This window comes from Pseudomonas sp. S3E12, from assembly GCF_001702295.1.
GTDB classification, from domain to species: Bacteria; Pseudomonadota; Gammaproteobacteria; order Pseudomonadales; family Pseudomonadaceae; genus Aquipseudomonas; species Aquipseudomonas marginalis.
Genome location: NZ_MBDT01000021.1, coordinates 54,782 through 79,479 on the forward strand (window position 1 = coordinate 54,782; position 24,698 = coordinate 79,479).

Here is a 24,698-nt window from a genome sequence, read left to right on the forward strand (position 1 = left end):
AAGGACGCCTTTGATGCGCGTGATTCTTTTCAGCAGCCAGACCTACGACCGCGACAGTTTCCTCGGCGAACCCTTGCCGCGCGGCCTGGAACTGCAATTCCAACCCGCCCGGCTCAACCTCGACACCGTCGCCCTGGCCGAACACCACGAGGTGGTCTGCGCCTTTATCAACGATGACCTCAGCGCCCCGGTGCTGGAACACCTGGCCAAGGGCGGCACGCGGTTGATCGCGTTGCGTTCGGCCGGTTACAACCATGTGGACCTGCCTGCCGCCAAACGCCTGGGCCTGACCATCGTGCGCGTCCCGGCCTATTCGCCCCATGCGATCGCCGAACACGCGGTGGCCCTGATCCTCGCCCTCAACCGCCGCCTGCATCGCGCCTACAACCGCACCCGCGACGGCGATTTCAGCCTCCATGGCCTCACCGGCTTCGACCTGGTGGGCAAGACCGTCGGCGTGGTCGGCACCGGCCAGATCGGCGCCACGTTCGCCAGGATCATGGCGGGCTTCGGTTGCCGGCTGCTCGCCTACGACCCGTTCCCCAACCCGCAGGTCCAGGCCCTCGGCGCTGACTATGTGAGCCTGCCGGAGCTCTTGGCCCAGGCGCAGATCATCAGTCTGCACTGCCCGCTGACCGCCGACAGCAAGCACCTGATCAATGCGCACTCGCTGGCGCGGATGCAACCCGGCGCCATGCTGATCAACACCGGTCGCGGCGGCCTGGTCGACACGCCGGCGCTGATCGAAGCACTCAAGGACGGCCAGCTCGGCTATCTGGGGCTGGATGTCTACGAGGAGGAAGCCCAGCTGTTTTTCGAAGACCGCTCCGACCTGCCCTTGCAGGACGATGTGCTCGCGCGCCTGCTGACCTTCCCCAACGTGATCGTCACCGCACACCAGGCGTTCCTCACCCGCGAAGCCCTGGCGGCGATTGCCGGCACCACCTTGGCCAATATTGCGGCATGGGCCGATGGCCGGGCGCAGAACCTCGTCGAAGGATGATCAGCGGTCACATACCAGGCTCATGATCAGCAGGCACCCGTGATAGGATGCCGCGCCTATTTGGAGGATCCATGGCCGAACACGATTTCCGCTTCAGCTTGCTGAGCCCGCAACACACCCTGATCGAATGCCGTGCCTTGGTGCCGGGCCGCTACCAGGTCACCGGCAACGGTGGTTCGATCAAGCATGACGACGTGCTGATCGTCACTCTGCGCGGCAGTAAAACCTTGTCCATGCGTCTTACCGTCGAAGGTGACGCGCGCTACTCCATCCGCCCTGCCGGCCAGTGGGTCGCCATGGCCCGCGGGCCGAAGTTCGGCGAGCTGGAGATTCACACCTGGAAGGTCAACTGCGACAGCTGCGACACCGTGCTGGAATTTGAATTCGCGGTGGAAACCAAGCTGACCAAGGAGCCGCTGCAACCGGCCGCCAACGCACGCATTGCCGAGTTGGGCTGGTCCAGCGAAGGCGACAAGCACCGTTGCCCGAAATGCCAGAAGGCCGGGCAATGAAAGGCCTGCTTCTGCTCGCCGCCGTCGGTGCGGCCCTGAGTGGCTGCGCCGGTGACGCGGCCAAGCTCAAGCAGGATCACAGCTACGTGGTGGAGTGGATTGGTGAGCGGCCGTTGATGGATTACGCACACCTGACCGTCACCCTCGGCGCCGATGGGCGTGCCTACGGCAACGGCGGTTGCAACCACTGGTTCGCGCCGTACACCCTTGAGGGCGACAAACTCAGCTTCGGCAAGCTTGGCAGCACCCGCAAGCTCTGCGCCGAGGCCCTGATGGAGCAGGAACAGCGCTTCTTCCAGGCCCTGCAAGGCGTACAGCGCTGGGACATCTCGCCGATCGAGCAGACCCGCTTCTGGCCGGCCGAAGGCAAGCCGATTCGCCTGTGGCTCGAAGAGGGCTGATTCCACCGATCTACAGGTTGGTGAGATTTAAATGTGGGAGGGGGCTTGCCCCCGATGACGGTGTAACAGTCACTGATGTATTGACTGACACACTGCTATCGGGGGCAAGCCCCCTCCCACATTTGATCGAGGACAATACTCTAGCCGCGCAAAGCCTTGAGCTTGGCCAGCACCCCTTCCGCCGTCTGCTCACCCATCAACTGCTCGCGCACCTTGCCCTTGTCATCGATGATATAGGTCACCGGCAACGCTTCGCTGCGCGGAATCTCGAAGATCCCATCCGGGTTCTGTGCCAGCACGGTGAACTTGATCCCCAGTTTGTCGCTGGCTTCCTTCAGATCTGCACCCTGCACATTGTCGAAGTTGACCCCGAACACCCCCACGCCCTGCCCCTTCAACTGCTCCGCCAGAGCGTTGAGCTCAGGGATTTCCGTACGGCACGGGCCACACCATTCCGCCCAGTAGTTGACCACCAGCCACTGTTTATCCAGGCGCTCGGCCGCAACCTTCTGGCCGTATTGGTCAACGCCGTAGTCATTGCCGCAGCCGCTGAGCAGCAGGGTTGTGATGATCGCCAATGCACCGATCAGTCGCCTTGTCATGGGGTATTCCTTCGCAAAAATGAACGTTGGCTGCGACCTATCGCCTCTTACGGTTTAAGGACAGGACGCCGCGCAGGTAGAATACCCGCCACCTTACGCAAGATGCGACCCGCACATGACCGATCTGACGCTTTATCACAACCCGCGCTGCTCGAAATCCCGCGGTGCGCTCGAACTGCTGGAAGCCCGAGGCCTCGCCCCCACCGTGGTGCGTTACCTGGAAAACCCGCTGAATGCCGCGCAATTGAAGACACTGCTGGCCAAGCTGGGCATCAGCGCCCGCCAACTGCTGCGCACCGGCGAAGACGAATACAAGGCCCTCAACCTGGCCGACGCCAGCCTCAGCGAAGCGCAGTTGATCGCCGCGATCGCCGAACATCCCAAGCTGATGGAACGCCCGATCCTGGAAACCGCCGATAAAGCCATCATTGGCCGTCCGCCAGAGAACGTGCTGGAGATCCTGCCGTGACTGCGCCGTATGTGCTGGTGTTGTATTACAGCCGCAATGGCTCGGTGAGCGAAATGGCTCGGCAGATTGCCCGGGGCATCGAGCAAGGCGGCATGGAAGCGCGGCTGCGCACCGTACCGGCGATCTCCACCGAATGCGAAGCCGTGGCGCCGAGCATCCCGGACGAAGGCGCGCTGTACGCCAGCCTCGATGACTTGAAAAACTGCTCGGGCCTGGCCCTGGGCAGCCCGACGCGCTTCGGCAACATGGCCGCGCCGCTCAAGTACTTCCTCGATGGCACCAGCAACCTGTGGCTCACCGGGGCGCTGGTCGGCAAGCCGGCCGGGGTGTTCACCTCCACCGCCAGCCTGCATGGCGGCCAGGAAACCACGCTGATGTCGATGCTGTTGCCGCTGCTGCACCACGGCATGCTGATCACTGGCCTGCCCTACAGCGAACAGGCGCTGCTCGACACCCAGGGCGGCGGCACGCCGTATGGCGCCAGCCACCATGCCGGGCCGGATGGCAAGCGCCTGCTCGACCCGCATGAAATCACCCTGTGCCGGGCCCTGGGCCTGCGCCTGGCCAAGACCGCCACGCTGCTGGAGAACGGCCGTGGCCAGGAAGCCTAAGGTTCTACCGCCGCAAGCGTGGCTGGAGCCACGGGTCAAGGCGGCACGCGCGTTAAGCCTGCTGGCGTTTTTCGCCCTGGTGGGTTTGTTGTGCGGGTACTACCTGTTCGTCGCCGACCTGCACGGGGCACGCCCGTGGGTGATCCTGCTGATCGAACTGGTGCCGCTGCTGGTGCTGGCGCCGGGGATGATCATCGGCAGCGCGCGCGGGCATTCGTGGATGTGCTTTGCGGTGAACCTGTATTTCATCAAGGGCGCGCTGGCGGCGTATGACCCGAACCGGCAGTGGTTCGGGGTGCTGGAGATGCTGGCCAGCCTGGCGGTGTTTTGCACGGCGCTGCTGTATGTGCGCTGGCGGCACCAGTTGAACCGCCGGTTGGCCACACCCTAGAACCCGGTCAGTGATTCACCGTATAGGCCAGCATCATCGACAGCTGGCACATCGGCCGCCCACTCTCGGCATGCCACTGGTTGAACGCAGCCTGCACCGTGGCCAGGTCGCGCAGGCTGGTGGGTGCCTTGTCGACAATCTTCTGCGCATTCAATGCCGCGACCACGTCATCGCTCGGCACAAAAGTATCCTTGCCCACCATCCGCAAAAAGCGTGGGGCCGACAGCCCGCCCAGCTGATGACCGTGCTTGCTCAGGTATTTCCATAACCCAACGATATCGGTCACCGGCCAGTCAGCGATAAATGCGCCGAAGCTGCCTTTTTCCTGCTCGATGTCCAGGATCATCTGCGCATTGCGCGGCACACTCTTGAGCTTGCCCAGGTGACGGATGATGCGCGTGTCCTGCATCAGCCGCTCCAGGTGTTCGGCACCCATCAGCACGACTTTTTCCGGGTCGAAGCCGAAGAACACCTGCTCGAAGGCCGGCCACTTGGCATCCACCACGCTGTGTTTCAAGCCGGCGCGAAACACGCGCAGCGCCAAGGTCGACAGGTAGCGATCATCACTGATCTTGCGTAACTGCGCCGGGGTCTTGGGCACCGGCAGGTGGGCGTCCAGCTCGGCCGCTGAACCGAAGCGGTTCAGACAATATTCGTGCAGCCACTTGTAATCGCGCATGCCCTCTCCTGCTGTTGAATGCTGGCAATGGAATTGAAAACGGCGCCCGCGAGCGCCGTGTGTCAGAGCGTTGAATGAGCTCAGAGGTTCACAACATTGACGAAACGCGGCGCGGCAGTCTCATCGATTTTCAGGCTGGTGAAGTCGAACAGGTTGCGGTCGGCCAATTGCGACGGCTGCACGTTCTGCAGGCTGCGGAAGATACTTTCGGTACGCCCGGGGGTCTTGCGCTCCCAATCCACCAGCATGTCCTTGACCACCTGGCGCTGCAGGTTTTCCTGGGAGCCGCACAGGTTGCACGGGATGATCGGGAATTGCTTGAAGTCGGAGTAGGCCTGGATGTCCTTCTCGTTGCAATACGCCAGCGGGCGGATCACCACGTTGCGCCCGTCATCGGCACGCAGCTTGGGCGGCATGGCCTTGAGCGAGCCGTTGAAAAACATATTGAGGAAGAAGGTCTCGACGATATCGTCGCGGTGATGACCCAGGGCCATCTTGGTCGCCCCGATCTCATCGGCAAAGGTGTAGAGCGTGCCACGGCGCAGGCGCGAGCACAGCGAGCAGGTGGTCTTGCCTTCAGGGATCAGTTCCTTGACCACCGAATAGGTGTCTTTTTCAACGATGTGGTACTCGACGCCCAGCGCCTTGAGGTAGGCCGGCAGCACGTGCTCGGGGAAGCCCGGTTGTTTCTGGTCCATATTGACGGCAACGATCTCGAACTTGATCGGCGCGACCTTTTGCAGGTGCAGCAGCACGTCGAGCATGGTGTAGCTGTCTTTGCCGCCGGAGAGGCAGACCATGACCTTGTCGCCGTCCTCGATCATGTTGAAATCGGCGACTGCCTCACCGGCCAGGCGGCGCAGGCGTTTTTGCAGTTTGTTCTGGTTGACCGTAAGAGTGCCCATGGCGCTTGGATCCGCTGGAGGTGTGTGACGAAAAGCCGGGTATTTTACGCAAAAAAAACAGCTAAAGGGCTAACAGTAAAAGACCCCGCCGCGATTAGGCCCCTTGTTTACAGCGCAATTTGCTCTAAAGGCCCTACGGTTATTCCGGTCATCCCTTCCTATACTGCGACTTGAGGTCGCACACATATATCCAGACCTTTGTGGCCATTTGGCCCGTGGGCGCTCCGATGGGGGGCGATGGTAATAACGACAGGAGTGACTGGCATGATCCATCACGTCGTGGGGCTGTTTACCCATCCCGACCAGGAATGGCGGGAAATTCGTGGCGATAAAGAAGAAAGCATCGGCCACATGTACCTCACTCACACCCTGATTCTTGCGGCGATCCCCGCCGTATCGGCTTTTATCGGTACCACCCAGGTCGGCTGGGTCATCGGCAACCGCTCCCCGGTCATGTTGACCCAGGAAAGTGCGCTGTGGATGACCCTCATGTCCTACGCGGCCATGCTCGGCGGCGTAGCAGTGATGGGCGCGTTCATTCACTGGATGGCCCGCACCTACGACGCCAACCCCAGCATGGCGCGGTGCGTGGCGTTTGCCACCTATACCGCGACCCCGCTGTTCATCGGCGGGCTGGCGGCGCTCTACCCGCATATGTGGCTGGGCATGGTGGTGGGCACTGCGGCGATCTGCTACACGGTGTACCTGCTGTATGTCGGCGTACCGACCTTCATGAGCATCGACCCGGATGAAGGCTTCCTGTTTTCCAGTTCGATACTGGCCGTAGGGCTGGTGGTGCTGGTGGCGATCATGGCGTTCACCGTGATCGTCTGGGGCCTGGGCGTGGGGCCGATCTACACGAACTGACCCGTTCAATGGCAAAGGCAAGGCCACCGCAAGGTGGCTTTGTACATGATGGATGACCATTCGGCGCCTGACAGATTCGGAAACACCCCGCTTTGCGGCATACTGGACGTCTCTGGAGATATGTACAGCATGCCCGAGCAACTCAATACCCGCGTCGAAGATTGTTTCCTGCAAGCCGAATCCTTTTTCAAACGAAGCTTCAAACGCCCCCAGGTCAGCCTCAAGCTGCGGGGCCAGAAGGCCGGTGTCGCGCATTTGCACGAGAACCTGCTGCGCTTCAACCCACAGTTGTACCGAGAAAACAGCCAACACTTCCTGAAACAGACCGTGGCCCATGAGGTGGCGCACCTGATTGCCCACCAATTGTTTGGCGAGCGCATCCAGCCCCATGGCGAGGAATGGCAACTGATCATGCGTGGGGTCTACGAACTGCCGCCGGACCGCTGCCACACCTATGCCGTGAAGCGTCGCCAGGTGACCCGTTATATCTACCGGTGCCCGTGTGCCGACAGCGACTTCCCGTTTTCGTCGCAACGCCATGGCATGGTGGCTCAGGGGCGGCGGTATTTGTGCAGGCGGTGTCGGCAGACCTTGGTGTTTACCGGCGAAACCAGGGTGGAATAAAGGCCTCATCGGGAGCAAGCCCCCTCCCACATTCAGGCCTGTGAATACGATCAACCTGTGGGAGGGGGCTTGCTCCCGATAGCGTCCGCCCAGCCACTACATAATCACCTTGGAGCTGCGAAGCTCGCTGATGCGCTGCGGGCTCAAGCCCAGCTCCGCCAACACTTCATCACTGTGCGCGCCCACGGCGACGCCAATGTGCCGGGACGCTGGCAACCCTTCCGAAAACTTCAACGGGCAGGCCATCTGCGCCTGGCTCGAGCCGTCGCCCCTGGGCACCTGGCTGACCAGCGCCCGCGCCTTCAGTTGCGGATGGGCCACGGCTTCGCTGAGTGTCAGCACCGGCTCCACGCAGGCATCCACCCCGGCAAACAGCTCGCACAACTGCTCGAAACTGCGCTTCTCGAACTCCACCTGCAAGGCCTGCTTAAGCGCCGGCTGCTGCTCAGGCTTCAAGCCCTGCGCGGCCAACTCCGGGCGGCCCAACGCTTCACACAATTGCTGCATGAAAGCCGGTTCCAGGCTGCCGACCGACATCCAGCGCCCATCTCGCGAGCGATAGTAATCGTAGAAACTCCCGCCATTGAGCACATGGCCCTCCCGCTCAGGCTCCACACCACACGCCAGGTAACCCGCGCCGGCCATGGCATTCAGGCTGAACGAGCAATCGGTCATGCTCACATCCAGGTATTGCCCGACCCCACTTTGCTGACGGGCGATAACGGCCGCCAGCAGCCCCACCACCGCATGCAGCGAACCGCCGCCCACGTCCGCCAACTGCACGCCCAAGGGCAGTGGCCCGCTGTCCCGGCGTCCGGTGTAACTGGCGACCCCGGCCAGCGCCAGGTAGTTGATGTCATGCCCGGCGCGGTCCTTATAGGGCCCGGTCTGGCCGTACCCGGTGATCGACACATAAATCAGCCGCGGGTTGATCGCCTTCAGCGCCTCGTACCCCAGACCCAGGCGTTCCATCACGCCGGGGCGAAATTGTTCGAGGACAATGTCGTAGTCCTTGACCAGTTCGCGCACGATCTCCAGCGCCTGGGCCTGCTTCAAATCCAGCGCCAGGCTGCGTTTGTTGCGATTGAGATAGGCATGGCTGGCCGAAGTCCCCCGGTCATGGGGCGGCAGCACCCGCAGCAGGTCCATGCGCGTGGGGGACTCGATGCGCAGTACCTCGGCGCCCATGTCCGCCAGCATCAAGGAAGCAAACGGGCCGGGCAGCAAGGTGGAAAAATCCAGCACTTTGAGGGACGCCAAGGGACCTGACATGGAGACTCCATTTGGGTTTCGGATTGCCACAGACTAGGCAGCCTGGCGCCTACCGGCAATCGTCAGAACGATCATCGAGGGTGACCGTTTTGATCATGGCGGGCTTTTTCGTGGCAGCGGCTTTATCATTGCCCCACGTTTGCTTGCAGAGTGTTCCATGAAGTTTGCGATTGCAGTGTTTTCCGCCGCCCACGCGCCCTCCTCGCGCCGCGCCCTGCTGTTTGCACAGGCAGCGTTGGCCGGCGGGCATGAGATTGTGCGGCTGTTTTTCTATCAGGACGGGGTCTACGGCGCCTCCAATAACATCGTTGCACCCCAGGATGAGCAGGACATCGCCCGTCAATGGCGCGAGTTGGTCAATGCGCATCAGCTCGATGGCGTGGTGTGCATCGCTGCCGCCTTGCGTCGTGGCGTGCTGAATGCCGAGGAAGCCACGCGCTATCAACGCAGCGCGGCCAACCTGGATGCGCCCTGGGCGTTGTCGGGCCTGGGGCAATTGCACGACGCCGCCCAGGCCGCCGACCGCCTGATCTGTTTTGGAGGGCCGTGACATGTCCAAATCCTTGCTAGTGATCAGCCGCCAGGCGCCCTGGTCCGGGCCGAGCGCGCGCGAAGCGCTGGATATCGTGCTGGCCGGGGGCGCGTTTGATCTGCCGATCGGCGTGCTGTTCATGGATGACGGCGTGTTCCAACTGGCGCCGCACCAGGACGCCAAGGCCGTGCAGCAAAAAGACCTCAGCGCCAACCTGCAGGCCTTGGGCCTGTTCGGCATCGATGAGGTGTTCGCCTGCCGCCACAGCCTGGGTGAGCGCGGGCTGACGCAGCCGGCCAATGCCCAGTCGCTGGACAGCGAAGCGATCTCCAGGCTGATTGACCGTTACGACCAGGTGATAACCCTCTGATGTCGACTTTACATGTGGTATCTCACTCTCCTTTTACCGATAGCCGCCTCGCCAGTTGCCTGCGTATCTGTGGCGCCGAGGATGCGATCCTGCTCTGCGGCGATGGCGCCTACGGGCTGCACGACCCGGCCCTGCGCACCAAGGGCGTGAAGGTCTTTGTGTTGGCCGAAGACATGCAGGCACGCAACCTGCCGCTGCCGGACTGGGCCGACAGCGTGGACTACCCGGGTTTCGTGCAGCTGTCGCTCGACTACAGCAAGGTCAACACTTGGCTATGAACACCCTGACCGTAGGCGCGCGCACCCTCGAGCTGGACAAGGACGGTTACCTCGTCGACCTGAACGAATGGTCCCCTGAGGTGGCCGAGGCCCTGGCCGCCGCCGAGGCCCTGGAGCTGACCCCGGACCATTGGCAGGTCCTCGAGCTGCTGCGCCAGTTCTATGCCGAGTTCCAGCTGTCCCCCGCCACGCGCCCGCTGATCAAGTACACCGCCTTGAAGCTCGGCCCGCAAAAGGGCAACAGCCTGCACCTCAACACACTGTTCAACGGCACTCCCGCCAAACTCGCCGCCAAGCTGGCGGGCCTGCCCCGGCCGACGAATTGCTTATGACCGACTTTGCCCCATTGACCCTTGAAACCCCTGCCGAGCATCCGTTTGCGCAGTTCGTGCGCATCCTGGGCAAAGGCAAGCGCGGCGCGCGCAACCTCACCCGCGAAGAGGCCCGCGAAGCCATGGGCATGCTGCTCGACGAAAAAGTTGAAGACACCCAGCTCGGCGCCTTCCTGATGCTGCTGCGCCACAAGGAAGAAAGCCCGGAAGAACTCGCCGGTTTTACCGAAGCCGTGCGTGAACGCCTGGACGCCCCCGCGCTGAATGTGGACATCGACTGGCCGACCTACGCCGGCAAGAAGCGCCACCTGCCGTGGTTCCTGCTGGCCGCCAAGTGCCTGGCGCAACATGGCGTGCGCATCCTCATGCACGGCGGCGGCGCACACACGGCGGGCCGGCTGTACACCGAACAATTGCTCGAAACCCTGCACATCCCGCTGTGCCGCAATTGGCAGCAGGTCGGGACGGCGTTTGAACAAGACAACCTGGCGTTTATCCCGCTGGGCGACTGGGCACCGCAACTGCAACGCATGATCGACCTGCGCAACACCCTCGGCCTGCGCTCGCCGATCCACTCCCTGGCGCGCCTGCTCAACCCGCTGAATGCGCGCTGCGGCCTGCAAAGCATTTTCCACCCCGGTTACCAGGGCGTGCACCGCGATGCCAGCGGCCTGCTTGGCGACCATGTGATCGTGGTCAAGGGCGACGGCGGCGAAGTCGAGATCAACCCCGACACGATCAGCCACCTCTATGGCACCACCGGTGGCGAAAGCTGGGATGAAGAATGGCCCGCCCTCTCCGACCAGCGCCACGTCAAGCCGGCAACCCTGGAGCCTGATCACCTGAAGGCCGTGTGGCGCGGCGACGTAGAGGACAGCTACCCGCAACTGGCGCTGATCGCCACCATGGCCCTGGCCTTGCGCGGCCTCGGCCACCCACGGGAACAGGCGTTCGAATTGGCTCGGCAATACTGGGATGCACGGGACAAATCGATTTAATCGATCATTCACGCCCGGTCTTTGCGCTTTTAGTTCGAACTCATCCCTTTAGACTGGGCTCCAACGCTTATTAGCCAAGGAGCCAGTCATGGGTTTGCTGATCGAAGGACACTGGAAAGACCAGTGGTACGAAAGTAGCGCAGATGGCGCTTTCCAGCGCGAACAGGCCCAGCGCCGCCACTGGGTGACCGCCGATGGCCAGCCTGGGCCCAGCGGCGAAGGCGGCTTCAAGGCCGAGGCCGGTCGTTATCACCTCTATGTGTCCCTGGCCTGCCCCTGGGCCCACCGCACCCTGATCCTGCGCAAGCTCAAGGGCCTGGAAAGCGTGATCGACGTGTCCGTGGTCAGCTGGCTGATGCTGGAAAACGGCTGGACCTTCGACAAGGCCCACGGCTCCACCGGCGATAAGCTCGATGGTTTCGAATTCATGCACCAGCGCTATACCGCCGACACCGCCGACTACACCGGCCGCGTCACCGTGCCGGTGCTGTGGGACAAGCAGCTCAACCGCATCGTCAGCAATGAATCGGCGGAGATCATCCGCATGTTCAACAGCGCGTTCAACGGCCTGACCGGCAACACCCTGGACTTCTACCCCAAGCCGCTGCGCGCGACCATCGATGGGCTCAACGAGCGGATCTACCCGGCCGTGAACAATGGCGTGTATCGCGCAGGCTTTGCCACCTCACAAAAAGCCTATGAAAGCGCGTTTGACGATGTATTTGCCGAACTGGACCACCTGGAGCAGCACCTGGGCGATCATCGCTACCTGGCCGGCGAATACCTGACCGAGGCGGATGTGCGCTTGTTCACCACGCTGATTCGTTTTGATGCGGTGTATTACAGCCACTTCAAATGCAATCTGCGGCGGATTGCCGATTATTCGAACCTGTCGAATTGGCTGAGGGAGATGTATCAGTGGCCAGGCGTGGCCGAGACGGTGGATTTCGAGCACATCAAGGGGCATTACTATGGGAGCCACCGCACCATCAACCCGACGGCGATTGTGCCGAAGGGGCCGTTGCAGGCGTTTGATGCCGGGCATGATCGAGTGAAGCTAACCAGCAAAGGCGTTTGGAGCTGATACAAAACCCGTAGGAGCGAGCTTGCTCGCGAAGAACTAAAAAACACCGCGTGCATTCAGGATGGGCGCGTTATCGTTGACGATTTTCGCGAGCAAGCTCACTCCTACAGTTGATGTGTGTGCAAGTACTAGACTTGTGACTGGGCGCCTTCAAACCACTTCAACTTCTCGCGCAGCACCACCACCTCACCGACGATCACCAACGTCGGCGCATGCACTTCATGCTCCGCCACCATGCGCGGCAAGTCTGCCAGGGTGCCGGTAAACACGCGCTGGTTGGACGTGGTGCCCTGCTGGATCAACGCCGCTGGGGTATCCGCGGCACGCCCATGCTTGATCAGTTGCTCACAGATGATCGGCAAGCCAATCAAGCCCATGTAGAACACCAGGGTCTGCGACGGCCCTACCAGGTCACTCCAAGGCAGGTCCGACGTCCCGTTCTTCAAGTGCCCGGTGATAAAGCGTACCGACTGCGCGTAGTCGCGATGGGTCAGCGGAATCCCGGCGTACGCCGCGCAACCACTGGCTGCGGTGATCCCCGGCACCACCTGGAACGGGATGCCATGGGCCGCCAGTTCCTCGATTTCTTCACCGCCACGACCAAAGATGAACGGATCGCCCCCCTTGAGGCGCAGCACGCGCTTGCCTTGCCTGGCCAGGTCCACCAGTTGCTGGTTGATCTGGTCTTGCGGCACGGCGTGGTCGGCGCGGCGCTTGCCGACGTAGATGCGCTCGGCATCACGACGGCACAGTTCCAGAATCGCCGGCGCCACCAAACGGTCGTACAGCACCACGTCGGCTTGCTGCATCAGGCGCAGGGCACGGAAGGTCAGCAGGTCCGGGTCGCCTGGGCCGGCACCGACCAGATATACCTCGCCCGGCGCATAAGGCGGTGCGCCGTTGACCTTTTCGATCAACAGACGCTCAGCCTCATCGCCCTGCCCGGCCAACTGACGGTCGGCAATCGGGCCCTGGAACACTTCCTCCCAAAATGCCCGACGCTGCTGCACATCCGGGTACAAGCCTTTGACCTGGGCACGAAAGCGCGCCGCCAGCCCGGCCAGTTGGCCGTAGGTGGACGGAATCCAGGTTTCCAGCTTGGCCCGGATCAAGCGCGCCAGCACCGGCGCATCGCCGCCGCTGGACACCGCGATCACCAAGGGCGAACGGTCGACGATCGCGGGGAAGATCACGCTGCACAAGGCCGGCGCGTCCACCACATTGACCGGTACGCAACGACGCTTGGCGTCACTGGACACTTGCGCGTTCAGTGGCTCGTCGTCGGTCGCCGCGATAATCAGGGTGCAGCCTTCCAGGTCGGCCTCCTGATAACCGCGCAGAATCAATTCCCCGCCACTGCCCTGCACCAACTCGCGCAACTGGTCTTCGATCTGGGGAGCAACCACCCGCAGCACGGCGCCGGCGTCAGCCAGCAGGCGGGATTTGCGCAAGGCAATCTCCCCCCCGCCGACGACCAGCACACGACTGCCGCGCAGGTTATGAAACAGCGGCAGGAATTCCATTTAGCGGATGACCTCGACGCCCGCCATGTAAGGCTTGAGCACTTCAGGTACGCGGATCGAACCGTCAGCCTGCTGGTAGTTTTCCAGCACGGCCACCAGGGTGCGACCTACAGCCAGGCCCGAACCGTTGAGAGTGTGCACCAGCTCCGGCTTGCCGGTTTCCGGGTTACGGAAACGCGCCTGCATGCGCCGGGCCTGGAAATCACCGCAGTTGGAGCACGACGAAATCTCGCGGTATTTGTCCTGGCTGGGTACCCACACTTCGAGGTCGTAGGTCTTCACGGCGCTGAAGCCCATGTCGCCGGTGCACAGCGCCAGGACGCGGTACGGCAGCTCCAGCAGCTGCAGGACGCGTTCGGCGTTGGCGGTCAGGCCTTCCAGGGCGTCCATGGAGGTCGACGGCTCGACCACTTGCACCATCTCGACCTTGTCGAACTGGTGCTGGCGGATCATGCCGCGGGTGTCACGCCCCGACGCACCGGCTTCACTGCGGAAGCACGGGCTGTGGGCGACGAACTTGAGCGGCAGTTGCCTGGCGTCGAGGATCTCGCCGGCAACGATATTGGTCAGCGACACTTCGGCGGTCGGGATCAGATACAGATCGGCTTCGCCATCGCGGCTGATCTTGAACAGGTCTTCCTCGAACTTCGGCAGTTGGCTGGTGCCCATCAGCGCCGGCGCCTGCACCAGGTACGGCGTGTAAGCCTCTTCGTAACCGTGCTCGCCGGTGTGCAGGTTGATCATGAACTGCGCCAGGGCACGGTGCATGCGTGCAATCGGGCCGCGCAGCAAGGCAAAGCGCGCACCGGACATCTTGGCGGCGGTTTCGAAATCCAGGCCACCGGTCAATTCGCCCAGGGCGACGTGGTCCTTGATCTCGAAATCAAAGGCCGTTGGCGTGCCCCAGCGACGCACTTCGACGTTGCCGTCTTCGTCTTCGCCAATCGGCACGGACTCGTGCGGCAGGTTGGGGATGCCCAGCAGGATCGAATCCAGCTCGGACTGAATGCCTTCCAGCTCGACCTTGCCGTCGGACAGCTCGGTGCCCATGCGCTCGACGTCCGCCATCAACGGCGCGATGTCTTCGCCACGTTGCTTGGCCTGACCGATGGATTTGGAACGCGCATTCCGCTCAGCCTGCAGTGCTTCGGTGCGGGTCTGGACGGTCTTGCGCTGTTCTTCCAGCGCTTCGATGCGCGCAACATCCAAGGCAAAGCCACGGGATGCCAGGCGGTCCGCTACGTCCTGAAGGTTGCTACGTAACAGTTTGGAATCGAGCATGTCGGTCTCTCGTTTATCAAAGTTTGGTCAAGGACAGGCCGGCCCAGGTGGCGAGCAGCCCGCCGAACACGCTGATGCCGAGGTAGCCGAAGGCGACCAGGGCCTGCCCGCTTTCCAGCAGGCGCAACGTATCCAGTGAAAAGGATGAAAAGGTCGTCAGACCGCCTACAAAGCCGACAATCAGGCCGGCGCGAATTTCAATCGGTACTTCCGGGCGCAACAGGAACCAGCCGTACAACAACCCGATGATCAGGCAACCCACCAGGTTGACCGCCAGGGTCGCCGCATAAAAATGCTTCGGCCAATTGGCGCTCACCCACGTACCGGTGGCGAAACGCAATAATGTACCAGCGATGCCGGCTGCGGACACGGCAAGAATCGTCTTGAACACTACTTTCTCCGCTGTTTGGGGCTGAGGCGGTCGAGTTGGGCGAGGTGATTGAGCTTTTCACCGATCTTCAGCTCCAGGCCACGGGGCACCGGCTGGTAGAACGGCTGCGGCTCAAGCTCATCGGGGAAATAGTCTTCGCCGGCGGCATAGGCGTCCGGCTCATCATGGGCATAGCGGTATTCATCGCCGTAGCCCAGTTGTTTCATCAACTTGGTCGGCGCATTGCGCAGGTGCAGCGGCACTTCGAGGGAGCCGTGTTCGGCGGCCGCACGCAGGGCGGACTTGAAGCCCATGTACACCGCGTTGCTTTTCGGTGCGCAGGCCAGGTAAGTGATGGCCTGGGCCACCGCCAGCTCGCCTTCCGGGCTGCCGAGGCGCTCCTGCACTTCCCAGGCGGCCAGGCACAGGCTCAGGGCGCGCGGGTCGGCGTTGCCGATGTCTTCACTGGCCATGCGCACCACGCGGCGCGCCAGGTACAGCGGGTCGCAGCCGCCGTCGATCATGCGCGCAAACCAATACAGCGCGCCGTCCGGGTTGGAGCCACGCACAGACTTGTGCAGCGCCGAAATCTGGTCGTAGAAGGCTTCGCCGCCCTTGTCGAAACGCCGACGCGTATCGCCGAGCAGGCTTTGCAACAGGTCGACGCCAATCTCGCTGCCGTCTTCGGCCAGGTCGGAGGCGTTCTCCAAAAGGTTGAGAAAGCGGCGACCGTCGCCGTCGGCAGCGCTGAGCAGGATCTTGAAGCCTTCATCGCTGAGGCTCAGCTGACGCTTGCCCAGGCCCTTGTCTTCGCTCAAGGCGCGGTGCAACAGCTTTTGCATCGCGGCTTCGTCGAGGCTCTTGAGCACATAGACCCGCGCCCGCGAGAGCAACGCGTTGTTCAACTCAAACGAAGGGTTTTCGGTGGTCGCACCGATAAAAATCAGCGTGCCATCCTCGACGTAGGGCAAAAACGCATCCTGCTGCGACTTGTTGAAGCGATGCACTTCGTCGACAAACAGGATGGTGCGCTTGCCGTACTGTCCGGCCTGCTGCTTGGCCACCTCGACGGCCTGGCGGATCTCCTTGACCCCGGCCAGCACGGCCGAGACCGTTTCGAAGTGTGCATCCGAGACTTTTGCCAGCAGCCGCGCCAGGGTGGTCTTACCCACGCCCGGCGGCCCCCAGAAGATCATCGAGTGCAGCGCACCCTGCTCCAGGGCTTCGCGCAACGGCTTGCCGCGAGCGAGCAGGTGTTCCTGACCGACGTACTCATCCAGGTTGGTCGAGCGCAGGCGCGCGGCCAAAGGCTGGGCAATCGGGTCACTTCGAAACAGATCCATGGGCAGCGTTTGAAACCTCTGGGCAGGTTATTCCTGGATCACGTCGGCACCCTTGGGGATGTCGAACTTGAACTTGGACGCCGGTACCGGCTGGTTGGCCTTGACCCCGGAGAACAGAATATCGGTGCGCTGGCCGACGCTGTCGACCAGGCGCATGTTGTTGATCACGCCGTTGCCGAACGACAGGGACAGCGTGTCAAACAACGTGTCCTTGGATTTCGGCTTGAGGGTGAACTCGATCACGTTGCTGGTCTGCTTGGAGGTGATGTCGAAGCTGTCGTTGATTTTCGACACATCGCCCGACAGCAGCAGCGCCGGCGTCTGGTTCAGGCGCGGGTCGAGCTTCTTGATGGTGGCCTGCTCCAGGTCCGGGTCCCACAGGGTGACTTTCTGGCCGTCCGAGACGATGGTCTGCTCGGCCTTGCCTTCGGTGTGCCAGTAGAACAGCCCTGGGCGCTGCACGGCCATCTCGCCGGCGGTTTCCTGCAACTGGGTGCCACCGGCATCCAGGGTGAGCTGGGAGAAGCGCGCGGTCAGGGTCTGGGATTTGTCCAACAGGTTTTTCAGGCTGGCGACGGAGGCCGGGTCAGCGTGGGCCGAAACAGCGGTCAGGGCCAGTGCCGGCAACAACAGCATGCGGATAAGACGCATGGGAGTCCTCATTGAGTCGTAAGGGCGCGCCGCGTGCTGCCACGCGGCACGGAATCAGTCGCGCATCTGCCCGGGGGCGATGACTTCGCGCGAGCCGTTGGTGTTCATTGCAGTGACGACGCCAGCGTTTTCCATGGCCTCGATCATGCGCGCAGCGCGGTTATAGCCGATCTTCAGCTTGCGCTGCACCGCAGAAATCGAGGCGCGGCGGCTTTCCAGCACGAAGGCTACGGCTTCGTCGTACAGCGCGTCGGTTTCGGCATCGTCGTCGCCACCGCTGCTGCCACCGTCGAAGCCGCTGCCGGCCTCTTCGACACCAGCAAGGATGTCGTCGTTGTACTCAGGCGCGCCACGCAGCTTCCAGGCTTCCACCACACGGTGCACTTCATCGTCGGACACGAAGGCGCCGTGAACCCGGATCGGCAGGCTGGTGCCCGGCGGCATGTAGAGCATGTCACCGTGGCCCAGCAGTTGCTCGGCGCCGCCCTGGTCGATGATGGTCCGTGAGTCGATCTTGCTCGACACCTGGAACGCCATGCGGGTCGGGATGTTGGCCTTGATCAGGCCGGTGATCACGTCCACCGACGGACGCTGGGTGGCGAGGATCAAGTGGATACCCGCCGCCCGCGCCTTCTGGGCGATACGGGCGATCAGTTCCTCGACCTTCTTGCCGACGATCATCATCATGTCGGCGAACTCGTCGACCACCACCACGATGGTCGGCAGCTTGCCCAGCAGCGGAGCCTCGTCGTGGATACTTTCGCGCTTGTACAGCGGGTCGGTCAGCGGCGTGCCGGCGTCCTGGGCTTCCTTGACCTTGGCGTTGAAGCCCGACAGGTTACGCACGCCCATCTTCGCCATCAGTTTGTAGCGGCGCTCCATCTCGGCCACGCTCCAGCGCAGGGCGTTGGCGGCGTCCTTCATGTCAGTGACCACCGGGCAGAGCAGGTGCGGAATGCCTTCGTAGATCGACAGCTCGAGCATCTTCGGGTCGATCATGATCAGCTTGGCGTCTTCCGGGCCGGACTTGAACAGGATCGACAGGATCATCGCGTTCACGCCCACCGATTTACCCGAACCGGTGGTACCGGCCACCAGCAGGTGAGGCATTTTGGCGAGGTCAGTGATCACCGGCTTGCCGCCAATGTCGTGGCCCAGGGCCAGGGTGACCGGCGACTTGAAGTTGTCGTATTCGGGCGTCGACAGCACTTCGGAGAAGCGCACGATCTGGCGATCCTCGTTGGGAATCTCGATACCCACGGTGGTCTTGCCCGGGATCACTTCCACCACGCGCACGCTGGTCACGGCCAGGGAGCGCGCCAGGTCCTTGGCCAGGTTGGAAATGCGGCTGACCTTAACGCCGGCAGCCGGCTGGATTTCGTAACGGGTAATCACCGGGCCGGGATGGATCGAGTCCACCGACACCTCGACGCCGAATTCCTTGAGTTTGATTTCCAGCAGATGGCCGACGGCCGCCAGGGACTCAGGAGAATAGTTGAGTTGTTTCTTTTCGGCCGGGTCGAGGATCGAGATCGGCGGCAAGGTGCCTTCCACGGCGCTGTCGACAAACAACGGCGCCTGTTTCTCTTTCTGCACGCGGTGGCTCGGCTCGGCCGGCTTGGGCGGCGCCGGGGCGATCACCGGCGGCACCTGCTTCTCGCGGTCCGACATGTGTTTGCTCAGGGCCTGCTCGCGTTCGATCAGGCGTTCCTTGACCTTGGCCTGCTCACGGCGGTCCGGTGTGCTTGGGGCCACCACTTCGTTGACGCGGGTATCCACCTCGCGCAACTGGGCCACCATGCGCTTGCGTTCGACCCGGGCGGCCCACCAGCGGTTGGCAGCGCCCTGGAACAACTCCAGCAGGTCGAGGGTGATCTTGCCGGTCACGTCCATCACCTTGAACCACGAGAGGTCGGTGAACACGGTGAGGCCAAACAGGAACAGCGCGATAAACATCAGGGTGCTGCCCTGGATATTCAGGGTCTTGCGCGCCAGGTCGCCGAGGCTCTCGCCCAGCGCCCCACCCGCGCCCGCCGGCAGGCCGGTAGGCGCGTGGAAATGAATATGTGCCAGCGCGGCACCGGACAGCACCAGGAATACCAGGCCGATCAGGCGCCACGAAAACAGCCAGCCGCTCCACTGCCACGGCTCATGACGCTGGCGGAAGATCTGCCAGGTCTTGATCGCCAGCAGCAAAGGGAAAATGTAAGCGAAGTAACCCAGCACCATGAACAGGATATCGGCGCTGTAGGAACCGGCAGGCCCTCCGAAGTTCTGCACGTCTTCGATCTTGCTGTTGTGGCTCCAGCCCGGATCGTCCTTGCCATAGGTGAGCAAGGCCATCATCAGGAACAGGCACAGCGCGCCGATAGCGATCAGCGCGCCTTCCTTGAGTCGATAGTGCAGGTGCTGGCGCCAGGCCGGCACGACGGCTGCTTTAGGTGTTGCGGCGGATTTCTTCAAAACGGGTCTTTTCCTGCGCCTGTTAGCGCGTCCATCTGTTGAATAAGTGCAAATACTGCCCAATCCGAGCAGCTGAAAAATGAACGAACGTCGTGGAATCTACTTTTAACACTGGGCGATTGCTGGATGAAATGGCGATAACGCCACAATGGCCGCATTGTACGGGTTTGTGTTGCGGTTGCCACGCCACTTGGCTTTCTTCAGGCAGCATAGCCAATTGTGTGTCACAACATGTTCAATTTGAGCATGCATTGTCTTTGCTGACAAAGGCTTATGAGCTGTTTTTACCAATCCAGGCAAGCTTGGCAAATGGCCTGCATGGGCCAGACCCGATTACGACCACGCCTCACGCAGAGAGTTGCAGAAACACCCGCTCACGCTTATGCACGCCAACAGCCGATTCGGGCTGGCCCCACAGCGCTGCGTCGACAATAATCACACCCCTTGGGGCAGGCGATCCGCCTGCCACTCCCCTCCCCTTCCGCAAGCCTGGATGCCATGCTGACCTGGTTACAACGCGACTCACTGACATTCCCCCCGCTGGCCAAGGCCATGCGGGAACCCAATGGCCTGCTCGCCGCCGGCGGCGACCTGTCGGCCGAGCGACTGGTGCAAGCCTACCGCCACGGTTGCTTTCCCTGGTTCTCGGAGGGCCAGCCGATCCTCTGGTGGTCGCCGGACCCGCGCACCGTGATATTCCCCGACGAGCTGCACGTCTCCCGCAGCCTGGGCAAACTATTGCGCCAGCAGCGCTATACCGTGACCTTCGACCAGGACTTTGCCGCCGTCATCCAGGCGTGCGCCGCGCCGCGCGCGTATGCCGATGGCACCTGGATCACCGAAGGCATACAGAGCGCCTACCTGACGCTGCACCAACGCGGTTACGCCCATTCGGTAGAGGTATGGGACAACGGCGAGCTGGTCGGCGGCCTGTATGGCCTGGCGATGGGCCAGCTGTTCTTCGGCGAGTCGATGTTCAGCCGCGCCGATAACGCCTCGAAATTCGGCTTTGCTACATTGACCCGGCAATTGCAGGCCTGGGGCTTTGTACTGATCGACTGCCAGATGCCCAACGACCACCTGCACAGCCTGGGTGCCCGCGCCATATCCCGCAGCGACTTTGCAGGTTTCCTGCGTGACCATCTGGACCAACCCAACGCAGGACCGTGGGTTTCTTAGGCGACTTGCGCGCTCCTGGCTTACACTTATTTCAAAGCTTATCCGAGGGTTGATCATGACCGAGTTGGCGCGTTTGAAGTTTTATGCCACTCAACCCCACTCTTGCAGCTATCTGCCCGACGAGCAGGCCACCACGCTGTTCCTCGACCCCAGCCAGCCGATGGATGTGCACGTGTATGCCGATCTCTCGGAAATGGGTTTTCGACGCAGCGGCGATCATCTGTACCGGCCCCACTGCCAGAACTGCAATGCCTGCGTGCCGGCACGCATCCCTGTGGCGCAGTTTCTGCCGGACCGCAATCAGAAGCGCATCCTCAAGCGCAATGCCGACCTGACGGTGGCAGCTGCCAAGCCACGATTCACCGAAGAGTATTTCGACCTGTACCAGCGCTATATCGAGCAGCGCCACGCCGACGGCGATATGTTCCCACCCAGCCGCGACCAGTTTTCCACCTTCCTGGTGCGTGACCTGCCGTTCTCGCGCTTTTACGAATTTCGCGCGGACGGCCGCCTGGTGGCCGTCGCCGTGACCGATTTGCTGCCTAACGGCCTGTCAGCGGTCTACACCTTCTACGAGCCGGCCGAAGAGCGGCGCAGCCTCGGGCGCTTCGCGATCCTCTGGCAAATCGGTGAAGCACTGCGCCTGGAACTCGAGGCGGTGTACCTCGGATACTGGATCAAGAACTGCAAAAAGATGAACTACAAGACCCAATATCGCCCCATAGAACTGCTGATTAATCAAAGATGGGTCACGCTTAACTAGAACCCCTTGGCTTAAACACCCTTTTTCGGGCACAATGCACGCCGCTTTTGCCTGGCGCAGTTGCACCGGGCCATTCACTGGATACCGAGGGCTTTACTGCATGTCGAAAGAAGACAGCTTCGAAATGGAAGGCACTGTCGTCGACACCCTGCCCAACACCATGTTTCGTGTGGAGTTGGAAAATGGGCACGTCGTAACCGCGCATATCTCCGGCAAGATGCGCAAGAACTACATTCGTATTCTTACCGGTGACAAAGTGCGCGTCGAGCTGACGCCCTATGACTTGAGCAAAGGGCGTATCACTTACCGCGCTCGCTAAGCAAGTCAATACAAGACGCCCGGTTATGCCGGGCGTTTTTGTGTGCATGGGATTTCTCAAACACCGAGGGATCCTGCGGGAGGGGGGGGGGGGCAAGCCCCATTCTGAGAATTGCATTTCAAGACAGCAAAAAGGCGCCTTTCGGCGCCTTTTGCGTTGTTACAGAACGATCAGGCCATTTCAGCCGTGGTTTCGAACTCGAAGGTCAGCTCGCCATCCTTCAGGTCGATATGCACCACGCCACCATGGTCGGAAAGCTCGCCAAACAGGATCTCTTCGGCCAGCGGCCGCTTGATCTTGTCCTGGATCAGACGCGCCATCGGGCGAGCGCCCATTGCCGCATCGTAGCCACCTTCGGCGATCCAGCTGCGTGCCGCTTCCGTGACATCCAGTTGCACGCGCTTGTCTTCCAACTGCGCCTGAAGCTCGGTAAGGAACTTGTCCACCACACTCTTGATGACCTCATGGCTGAGGCGACCAAACTGGATAATGGTGTCCAGGCGGTTGCGGAACTCCGGCGTGAAGCTCTTCTTGATCACTTCCATCGCATCGGACGAGTGATCCTGGTGGGTAAAGCCGATCGAAGCCCGCGCGGCCGTCTCGGCACCGGCGTTGGTGGTCATGATCAGGATGACATTGCGGAAGTCCGCCTTGCGCCCGTTGTTGTCGGTCAGGGTCCCGTGGTCCATCACCTGCAGCAGCAGGTTGAAGACTTCCGGATGGGCCTTCTCGATCTCATCGAGCAGCAGTACGCAATGGGGCTGCTTGGTAATCGCTTCGGTCAACAGGCCGCCCTGGTCGAAACCGACATAGCCCGGAGGCGCACCGATCAGGCGCGACACGGTGTGACGCTCCATGTATTCGGACATGTCGAAGCGCACCAGCTCGATCCCCATGGCCTTGGCCAATTGCCGTGCCGCCTCGGTCTTGCCGACACCGGTAGGACCGGCGAACAGGAACGAACCGACGGGCTTGTCCGGCGATTTGAGGCCCGCACGCGACAGCTTGATCGCGGTGGACAGCGCGTCGATTGCTGCGTCCTGGCCGAACACGGTGAGCTTGAGGTCGCGCTCCAGGTTACGCAGCAGCTCCTTGTCAGAACTGTTGACGTGTTTTGGTGGAATCCGCGCGATCTTCGCGACAATGTCCTCGACCTGAGGCACGTCGATGCGCTTAACACGCTTCTCGACCGGCTGCAGGCGCTGGTAGGCCCCGGCCTCGTCGATCACATCGATGGCCTTGTCCGGCATGTGCCGGTCATTGATGTAGCGCGACGCCAACTCGGCCGCCGCACGCAGCGCCTCATCGGTGTACTCGATGCCGTGGTGCGCTTCAAACCGCCCCTTGAGCCCACGCAGGATGCCGATGGTGTCTTCGACCGACGGCTCGGACACGTCGACTTTCTGGAAGCGACGCGCCAGGGCACGGTCTTTCTCGAAGATGCCGCGGAATTCCTGGAAGGTGGTCGAACCGATGCAACGGATATCACCCGACGACAGCAATGGCTTGAGCAGGTTGGAAGCGTCCATCACCCCACCGGATGCCGCACCGGCACCAATGATGGTGTGGATCTCGTCGATGAACAGGATCGCCTGCGGGCGTTTTTTCAGCTCGCCGAGCAGGGCCTTGAAGCGCTTCTCGAAATCGCCACGGTACTTGGTCCCGGCGAGCAACGCGCCCAGGTCAAGGGAGTAGACGACACTGTTGGCCAGCAGGTCCGGCACCTGGTTGTCGACGATGCGCTTGGCCAGGCCTTCGGCAATCGCGGTCTTGCCCACGCCCGCCTCACCCACCAGCAACGGGTTGTTCTTGCGACGGCGCGCCAGGATCTGCGCTACGCGCTCCACCTCAAGCTCACGCCCCACCAGCGGGTCGATCCGTCCCTGGCGCGCCAGCTCGTTGAGGTTGCTGGCATAGGCATCCAGCGGGTTGCTTGAAGAAGAAGACTCACCGCCCTCGTCGTCCTGCATATCCTGCTCACCCTCGGAATGATCGCCGTGCCCAGGCACCTTGGAGATACCGTGGGCGATGTAGTTGACGACATCGATACGGGCAACGCTCTGCTGCTTGAGCAGGAACACTGCCTGGCTTTCCTGTTCGCTGAATATCGCCACAAGCACATTGGCGCCTGTGACTTCACGCTTACCGGAGCTCTGTACGTGGAAAACAGCACGTTGCAATACCCGCTGGAAGCCCAGGGTTGGCTGGGTCTCACGGTCCTCGTCATGCACGGGGATCAGTGGCGTGGTGGAGTCGATAAACTCCTGCAGGTCATGCTTGAGCTTGTCGAGGTTGGCGCCGCACGCACGCAGAACCGTGGCGGCAGCTTCGTTATCCAAAAGTGCCAGCAGCAGGTGTTCGACGGTCATGAACTCATGACGCTTCGAACGAGCCTCCTTGAAGGCAAGATTGAGGGTGACTTCGAGCTCGCGGTTTAACATAGCTTCACCTCATACCCAAGTGGTCGGCGTTAACCGTCCTTCTCGATTTCACAGAGTAGCGGATGCTGGCTTTCCCTGGCGTACTGGTTGACCTGCATGGCCTTTGTCTCGGCGATGTCACGGGTAAACACTCCACATACTGCCCGTCCTTCTGTGTGAACGGCCAGCATTACCTTGGTCGCCAACTCGCGGTTCAGGTTAAAAAACACCTCGAGCACTTCGACCACGAAATCCATCGGTGTGTAGTCATCGTTGAACAAAACCACCTTGTACATCGGCGGCGCCTGTAAAGCAGGCTTGGCCTCCTGAACAGCAATGCCTGCAGAACCGTCGTCATCGTGTTCGTGATCCGGTCGATCCTGATTGAATGTTAGTCGAATCTGGCTGATTGCATGCATGGAAAGAAAGGTTCGTCAGTGGTTCAAATACAGTGGT

Annotated in this window: 29 protein-coding genes; 17 read left to right on the forward strand and 12 right to left on the reverse strand. The window is 61.8% G+C overall.

All coding sequences use genetic code 11. From position 1 onward, the window contains the following. Positions 1-13 precede the first annotated feature (13 nt). The 3 genes from BB029_RS16880 to BB029_RS16890 all read left to right on the forward strand — a co-directional run bounded on the left by BB029_RS16880 (position 14) and on the right by BB029_RS16890 (position 1,916). A complete protein-coding gene (locus tag BB029_RS16880) occupies positions 14-1,003 on the forward strand; it encodes a 2-hydroxyacid dehydrogenase (RefSeq protein WP_065940052.1) in 990 nt (329 codons plus the stop codon). A 71-nt stretch (positions 1,004-1,074) separates the two neighbouring features. Continuing rightward, positions 1,075-1,515 (forward strand): hypothetical protein, encoded by a 441-nt coding sequence (locus BB029_RS16885; protein ID WP_065940053.1) that lies wholly within the window; start codon positions 1,075-1,077, stop codon positions 1,513-1,515. Beyond that, entirely contained in the window at positions 1,512-1,916 is a 405-nt protein-coding gene (locus tag BB029_RS16890) for an META domain-containing protein (protein ID WP_027607328.1), read from the forward strand. The genes BB029_RS16885 and BB029_RS16890 overlap by 4 nt, the downstream gene beginning before the upstream one ends. Positions 1,917-2,056: 140 nt before the next feature. On the opposite strand, the gene BB029_RS16895 is transcribed toward BB029_RS16890, so the two are convergent. Next, on the reverse strand, positions 2,057-2,518 hold the full coding sequence (locus BB029_RS16895; RefSeq protein ID WP_065940054.1) for a TlpA disulfide reductase family protein: 462 nt from the start codon (positions 2,516-2,518) through the stop codon (positions 2,057-2,059). A 115-nt stretch (positions 2,519-2,633) separates the two neighbouring features. Here BB029_RS16895 and arsC point away from each other — a divergent pair, with 115 nt between their 5' ends. From arsC to BB029_RS16910, 3 genes are read left to right on the forward strand one after another with little or no spacing between them, the layout of a single operon-like run. Beyond that, positions 2,634-2,987 carry an arsenate reductase (glutaredoxin) gene (gene arsC / locus BB029_RS16900; RefSeq protein ID WP_065940055.1) on the forward strand — a complete coding sequence of 118 codons (354 nt, stop codon included), beginning with the start codon at positions 2,634-2,636 and terminating at the stop codon, positions 2,985-2,987. Then, entirely contained in the window at positions 2,984-3,598 is a 615-nt protein-coding gene (wrbA, locus tag BB029_RS16905; RefSeq protein ID WP_027606360.1) for an NAD(P)H:quinone oxidoreductase, read from the forward strand. The genes arsC and wrbA overlap by 4 nt, the downstream gene beginning before the upstream one ends. Next, on the forward strand, positions 3,582-3,989 hold the full coding sequence (locus tag BB029_RS16910) for a DUF2069 domain-containing protein (protein ID WP_065940056.1): 408 nt from the start codon (positions 3,582-3,584) through the stop codon (positions 3,987-3,989). The genes wrbA and BB029_RS16910 overlap by 17 nt, the downstream gene beginning before the upstream one ends. A gap of 7 nt (positions 3,990-3,996) precedes the next feature. Here the strand turns inward: BB029_RS16910 and BB029_RS16915 are convergent, their stop codons facing one another. Beyond that, the gene (locus tag BB029_RS16915; protein WP_027606358.1) at positions 3,997-4,668 is read right to left on the reverse strand and encodes a DNA-3-methyladenine glycosylase I; all 672 of its coding nucleotides are present in this window, start codon (positions 4,666-4,668) and stop codon (positions 3,997-3,999) included. Positions 4,669-4,748: 80 nt separating this feature from the next. Continuing rightward, the gene (gene ttcA / locus BB029_RS16920) at positions 4,749-5,573 is read right to left on the reverse strand and encodes a tRNA 2-thiocytidine(32) synthetase TtcA (RefSeq protein WP_065940057.1); all 825 of its coding nucleotides are present in this window, start codon (positions 5,571-5,573) and stop codon (positions 4,749-4,751) included. A 264-nt stretch (positions 5,574-5,837) separates the two neighbouring features. On the opposite strand from ttcA, the gene BB029_RS16925 reads away from it, so the two are divergent. Both BB029_RS16925 and BB029_RS16930 read left to right on the forward strand, forming a co-directional pair. Then, complete coding sequence (locus BB029_RS16925) at positions 5,838-6,440, forward strand: Yip1 family protein (protein WP_027606356.1); 603 nt, start codon at positions 5,838-5,840, stop codon at positions 6,438-6,440. Positions 6,441-6,569: 129 nt separating this feature from the next. Then, the gene (locus BB029_RS16930; RefSeq protein WP_027606355.1) at positions 6,570-7,064 is read left to right on the forward strand and encodes a SprT family zinc-dependent metalloprotease; all 495 of its coding nucleotides are present in this window, start codon (positions 6,570-6,572) and stop codon (positions 7,062-7,064) included. 96 nt (positions 7,065-7,160) lie between these two features. Here the strand turns inward: BB029_RS16930 and BB029_RS16935 are convergent, their stop codons facing one another. Beyond that, positions 7,161-8,336, reverse strand: coding sequence for a CaiB/BaiF CoA-transferase family protein (locus BB029_RS16935; protein ID WP_065940058.1), 1,176 nt, complete (start codon positions 8,334-8,336; stop codon positions 7,161-7,163). A gap of 157 nt (positions 8,337-8,493) precedes the next feature. On the opposite strand from BB029_RS16935, the gene tusD reads away from it, so the two are divergent. The 6 genes from tusD to BB029_RS16965 all read left to right on the forward strand — a co-directional run bounded on the left by tusD (position 8,494) and on the right by BB029_RS16965 (position 11,930). Beyond that, on the forward strand, positions 8,494-8,886 hold the full coding sequence (gene tusD / locus BB029_RS16940) for a sulfurtransferase complex subunit TusD (protein ID WP_065940059.1): 393 nt from the start codon (positions 8,494-8,496) through the stop codon (positions 8,884-8,886). 1 nt (position 8,887) lies between these two features. Beyond that, positions 8,888-9,238, forward strand: a complete 351-nt coding sequence (tusC, locus tag BB029_RS16945; protein WP_027606352.1) for a sulfurtransferase complex subunit TusC — start codon at positions 8,888-8,890, stop codon at positions 9,236-9,238. Beyond that, a complete protein-coding gene (gene tusB / locus BB029_RS16950; protein ID WP_065940060.1) occupies positions 9,238-9,516 on the forward strand; it encodes a sulfurtransferase complex subunit TusB in 279 nt (92 codons plus the stop codon). Before tusC ends, tusB begins: the two co-directional genes overlap by 1 nt. After that, positions 9,513-9,848: a TusE/DsrC/DsvC family sulfur relay protein gene (locus BB029_RS16955; protein ID WP_065940061.1), complete on the forward strand. Its 336-nt coding sequence runs from the start codon at positions 9,513-9,515 to the stop codon at positions 9,846-9,848. The genes tusB and BB029_RS16955 overlap by 4 nt, the downstream gene beginning before the upstream one ends. After that, the gene (locus BB029_RS16960; protein ID WP_065940062.1) at positions 9,845-10,846 is read left to right on the forward strand and encodes a glycosyl transferase family protein; all 1,002 of its coding nucleotides are present in this window, start codon (positions 9,845-9,847) and stop codon (positions 10,844-10,846) included. Before BB029_RS16955 ends, BB029_RS16960 begins: the two co-directional genes overlap by 4 nt. Positions 10,847-10,934: 88 nt before the next feature. Further along, positions 10,935-11,930: a glutathione S-transferase family protein gene (locus tag BB029_RS16965; protein ID WP_065940063.1), complete on the forward strand. Its 996-nt coding sequence runs from the start codon at positions 10,935-10,937 to the stop codon at positions 11,928-11,930. A 128-nt stretch (positions 11,931-12,058) separates the two neighbouring features. Here BB029_RS16965 and cysG read toward each other — a convergent pair whose 3' ends face one another. The 6 genes from cysG to BB029_RS16995 are packed head-to-tail and all read right to left on the reverse strand — an operon-like array spanning position 12,059 to position 19,561. Further along, on the reverse strand, positions 12,059-13,453 hold the full coding sequence (gene cysG / locus BB029_RS16970) for a siroheme synthase CysG (protein WP_065940064.1): 1,395 nt from the start codon (positions 13,451-13,453) through the stop codon (positions 12,059-12,061). Next, on the reverse strand, positions 13,454-14,734 hold the full coding sequence (gene serS, locus BB029_RS16975; RefSeq protein WP_065940065.1) for a serine--tRNA ligase: 1,281 nt from the start codon (positions 14,732-14,734) through the stop codon (positions 13,454-13,456). It abuts the gene before it with no gap. 16 nt (positions 14,735-14,750) lie between these two features. After that, positions 14,751-15,125, reverse strand: a complete 375-nt coding sequence (gene crcB, locus BB029_RS16980; protein ID WP_027606345.1) for a fluoride efflux transporter CrcB — start codon at positions 15,123-15,125, stop codon at positions 14,751-14,753. Continuing rightward, complete coding sequence (locus BB029_RS16985) at positions 15,125-16,447, reverse strand: replication-associated recombination protein A (protein WP_027606344.1); 1,323 nt, start codon at positions 16,445-16,447, stop codon at positions 15,125-15,127. The genes crcB and BB029_RS16985 overlap by 1 nt, the downstream gene beginning before the upstream one ends. A gap of 27 nt (positions 16,448-16,474) precedes the next feature. Continuing rightward, positions 16,475-17,098: an outer membrane lipoprotein chaperone LolA gene (gene lolA, locus BB029_RS16990; protein WP_016975527.1), complete on the reverse strand. Its 624-nt coding sequence runs from the start codon at positions 17,096-17,098 to the stop codon at positions 16,475-16,477. Positions 17,099-17,152: 54 nt separating this feature from the next. Beyond that, positions 17,153-19,561 (reverse strand): DNA translocase FtsK, encoded by a 2,409-nt coding sequence (locus BB029_RS16995; protein ID WP_027606342.1) that lies wholly within the window; start codon positions 19,559-19,561, stop codon positions 17,153-17,155. Between the two features lie 498 nt (positions 19,562-20,059). On the opposite strand from BB029_RS16995, the gene aat reads away from it, so the two are divergent. From aat to infA, 3 genes are all read left to right on the forward strand, one after another. Continuing rightward, entirely contained in the window at positions 20,060-20,740 is a 681-nt protein-coding gene (gene aat / locus BB029_RS17000) for a leucyl/phenylalanyl-tRNA--protein transferase (protein ID WP_065940066.1), read from the forward strand. Between the two features lie 55 nt (positions 20,741-20,795). Further along, positions 20,796-21,503 carry an arginyltransferase gene (locus tag BB029_RS17005; RefSeq protein WP_027606340.1) on the forward strand — a complete coding sequence of 236 codons (708 nt, stop codon included), beginning with the start codon at positions 20,796-20,798 and terminating at the stop codon, positions 21,501-21,503. A gap of 100 nt (positions 21,504-21,603) precedes the next feature. Beyond that, a complete protein-coding gene (gene infA / locus BB029_RS17010; protein WP_002553999.1) occupies positions 21,604-21,822 on the forward strand; it encodes a translation initiation factor IF-1 in 219 nt (72 codons plus the stop codon). A gap of 170 nt (positions 21,823-21,992) precedes the next feature. Here the strand turns inward: infA and clpA are convergent, their stop codons facing one another. Both clpA and clpS read right to left on the reverse strand, forming a co-directional pair. Beyond that, positions 21,993-24,263 (reverse strand): ATP-dependent Clp protease ATP-binding subunit ClpA, encoded by a 2,271-nt coding sequence (gene clpA / locus BB029_RS17015; RefSeq protein WP_027606339.1) that lies wholly within the window; start codon positions 24,261-24,263, stop codon positions 21,993-21,995. A 29-nt stretch (positions 24,264-24,292) separates the two neighbouring features. Next, positions 24,293-24,661 carry an ATP-dependent Clp protease adapter ClpS gene (clpS, locus tag BB029_RS17020; RefSeq protein WP_010567912.1) on the reverse strand — a complete coding sequence of 123 codons (369 nt, stop codon included), beginning with the start codon at positions 24,659-24,661 and terminating at the stop codon, positions 24,293-24,295. Positions 24,662-24,698: the final 37 nt, after the last annotated feature.

Excerpts from the sequence above, each read along its gene's own strand:
- BB029_RS16880 (WP_065940052.1), top strand. The coding sequence starts at position 14 with ATGCGCGTGATTCTTTTCAGCAGCCAGACCTACGACCGCGACAGTTTC.
- BB029_RS16885 (WP_065940053.1), top strand. The coding sequence starts at position 1,075 with ATGGCCGAACACGATTTCCGCTTCAGCTTGCTGAGCCCGCAACACACC.
- BB029_RS16890 (WP_027607328.1), top strand. The coding sequence starts at position 1,512 with ATGAAAGGCCTGCTTCTGCTCGCCGCCGTCGGTGCGGCCCTGAGTGGC.
- BB029_RS16895 (WP_065940054.1), bottom strand. The coding sequence starts at position 2,518 with ATGACAAGGCGACTGATCGGTGCATTGGCGATCATCACAACCCTGCTG.
- arsC (WP_065940055.1), top strand. The coding sequence starts at position 2,634 with ATGACCGATCTGACGCTTTATCACAACCCGCGCTGCTCGAAATCCCGC.
- BB029_RS16915 (WP_027606358.1), bottom strand. The coding sequence starts at position 4,668 with ATGCGCGATTACAAGTGGCTGCACGAATATTGTCTGAACCGCTTCGGT.
- ttcA (WP_065940057.1), bottom strand. The coding sequence starts at position 5,573 with ATGGGCACTCTTACGGTCAACCAGAACAAACTGCAAAAACGCCTGCGC.
- BB029_RS16925 (WP_027606356.1), top strand. The coding sequence starts at position 5,838 with ATGATCCATCACGTCGTGGGGCTGTTTACCCATCCCGACCAGGAATGG.
- BB029_RS16930 (WP_027606355.1), top strand. The coding sequence starts at position 6,570 with ATGCCCGAGCAACTCAATACCCGCGTCGAAGATTGTTTCCTGCAAGCC.
- BB029_RS16935 (WP_065940058.1), bottom strand. The coding sequence starts at position 8,336 with ATGTCAGGTCCCTTGGCGTCCCTCAAAGTGCTGGATTTTTCCACCTTG.
- tusD (WP_065940059.1), top strand. The coding sequence starts at position 8,494 with ATGAAGTTTGCGATTGCAGTGTTTTCCGCCGCCCACGCGCCCTCCTCG.
- tusC (WP_027606352.1), top strand. The coding sequence starts at position 8,888 with ATGTCCAAATCCTTGCTAGTGATCAGCCGCCAGGCGCCCTGGTCCGGG.
- tusB (WP_065940060.1), top strand. The coding sequence starts at position 9,238 with ATGTCGACTTTACATGTGGTATCTCACTCTCCTTTTACCGATAGCCGC.
- BB029_RS16955 (WP_065940061.1), top strand. The coding sequence starts at position 9,513 with ATGAACACCCTGACCGTAGGCGCGCGCACCCTCGAGCTGGACAAGGAC.
- BB029_RS16960 (WP_065940062.1), top strand. The coding sequence starts at position 9,845 with ATGACCGACTTTGCCCCATTGACCCTTGAAACCCCTGCCGAGCATCCG.
- BB029_RS16965 (WP_065940063.1), top strand. The coding sequence starts at position 10,935 with ATGGGTTTGCTGATCGAAGGACACTGGAAAGACCAGTGGTACGAAAGT.
- cysG (WP_065940064.1), bottom strand. The coding sequence starts at position 13,453 with ATGGAATTCCTGCCGCTGTTTCATAACCTGCGCGGCAGTCGTGTGCTG.
- serS (WP_065940065.1), bottom strand. The coding sequence starts at position 14,734 with ATGCTCGATTCCAAACTGTTACGTAGCAACCTTCAGGACGTAGCGGAC.
- BB029_RS16985 (WP_027606344.1), bottom strand. The coding sequence starts at position 16,447 with ATGGATCTGTTTCGAAGTGACCCGATTGCCCAGCCTTTGGCCGCGCGC.
- lolA (WP_016975527.1), bottom strand. The coding sequence starts at position 17,098 with ATGCGTCTTATCCGCATGCTGTTGTTGCCGGCACTGGCCCTGACCGCT.
- aat (WP_065940066.1), top strand. The coding sequence starts at position 20,060 with ATGCTGACCTGGTTACAACGCGACTCACTGACATTCCCCCCGCTGGCC.
- BB029_RS17005 (WP_027606340.1), top strand. The coding sequence starts at position 20,796 with ATGACCGAGTTGGCGCGTTTGAAGTTTTATGCCACTCAACCCCACTCT.
- infA (WP_002553999.1), top strand. The coding sequence starts at position 21,604 with ATGTCGAAAGAAGACAGCTTCGAAATGGAAGGCACTGTCGTCGACACC.
- clpA (WP_027606339.1), bottom strand. The coding sequence starts at position 24,263 with ATGTTAAACCGCGAGCTCGAAGTCACCCTCAATCTTGCCTTCAAGGAG.
- clpS (WP_010567912.1), bottom strand. The coding sequence starts at position 24,661 with ATGCATGCAATCAGCCAGATTCGACTAACATTCAATCAGGATCGACCG.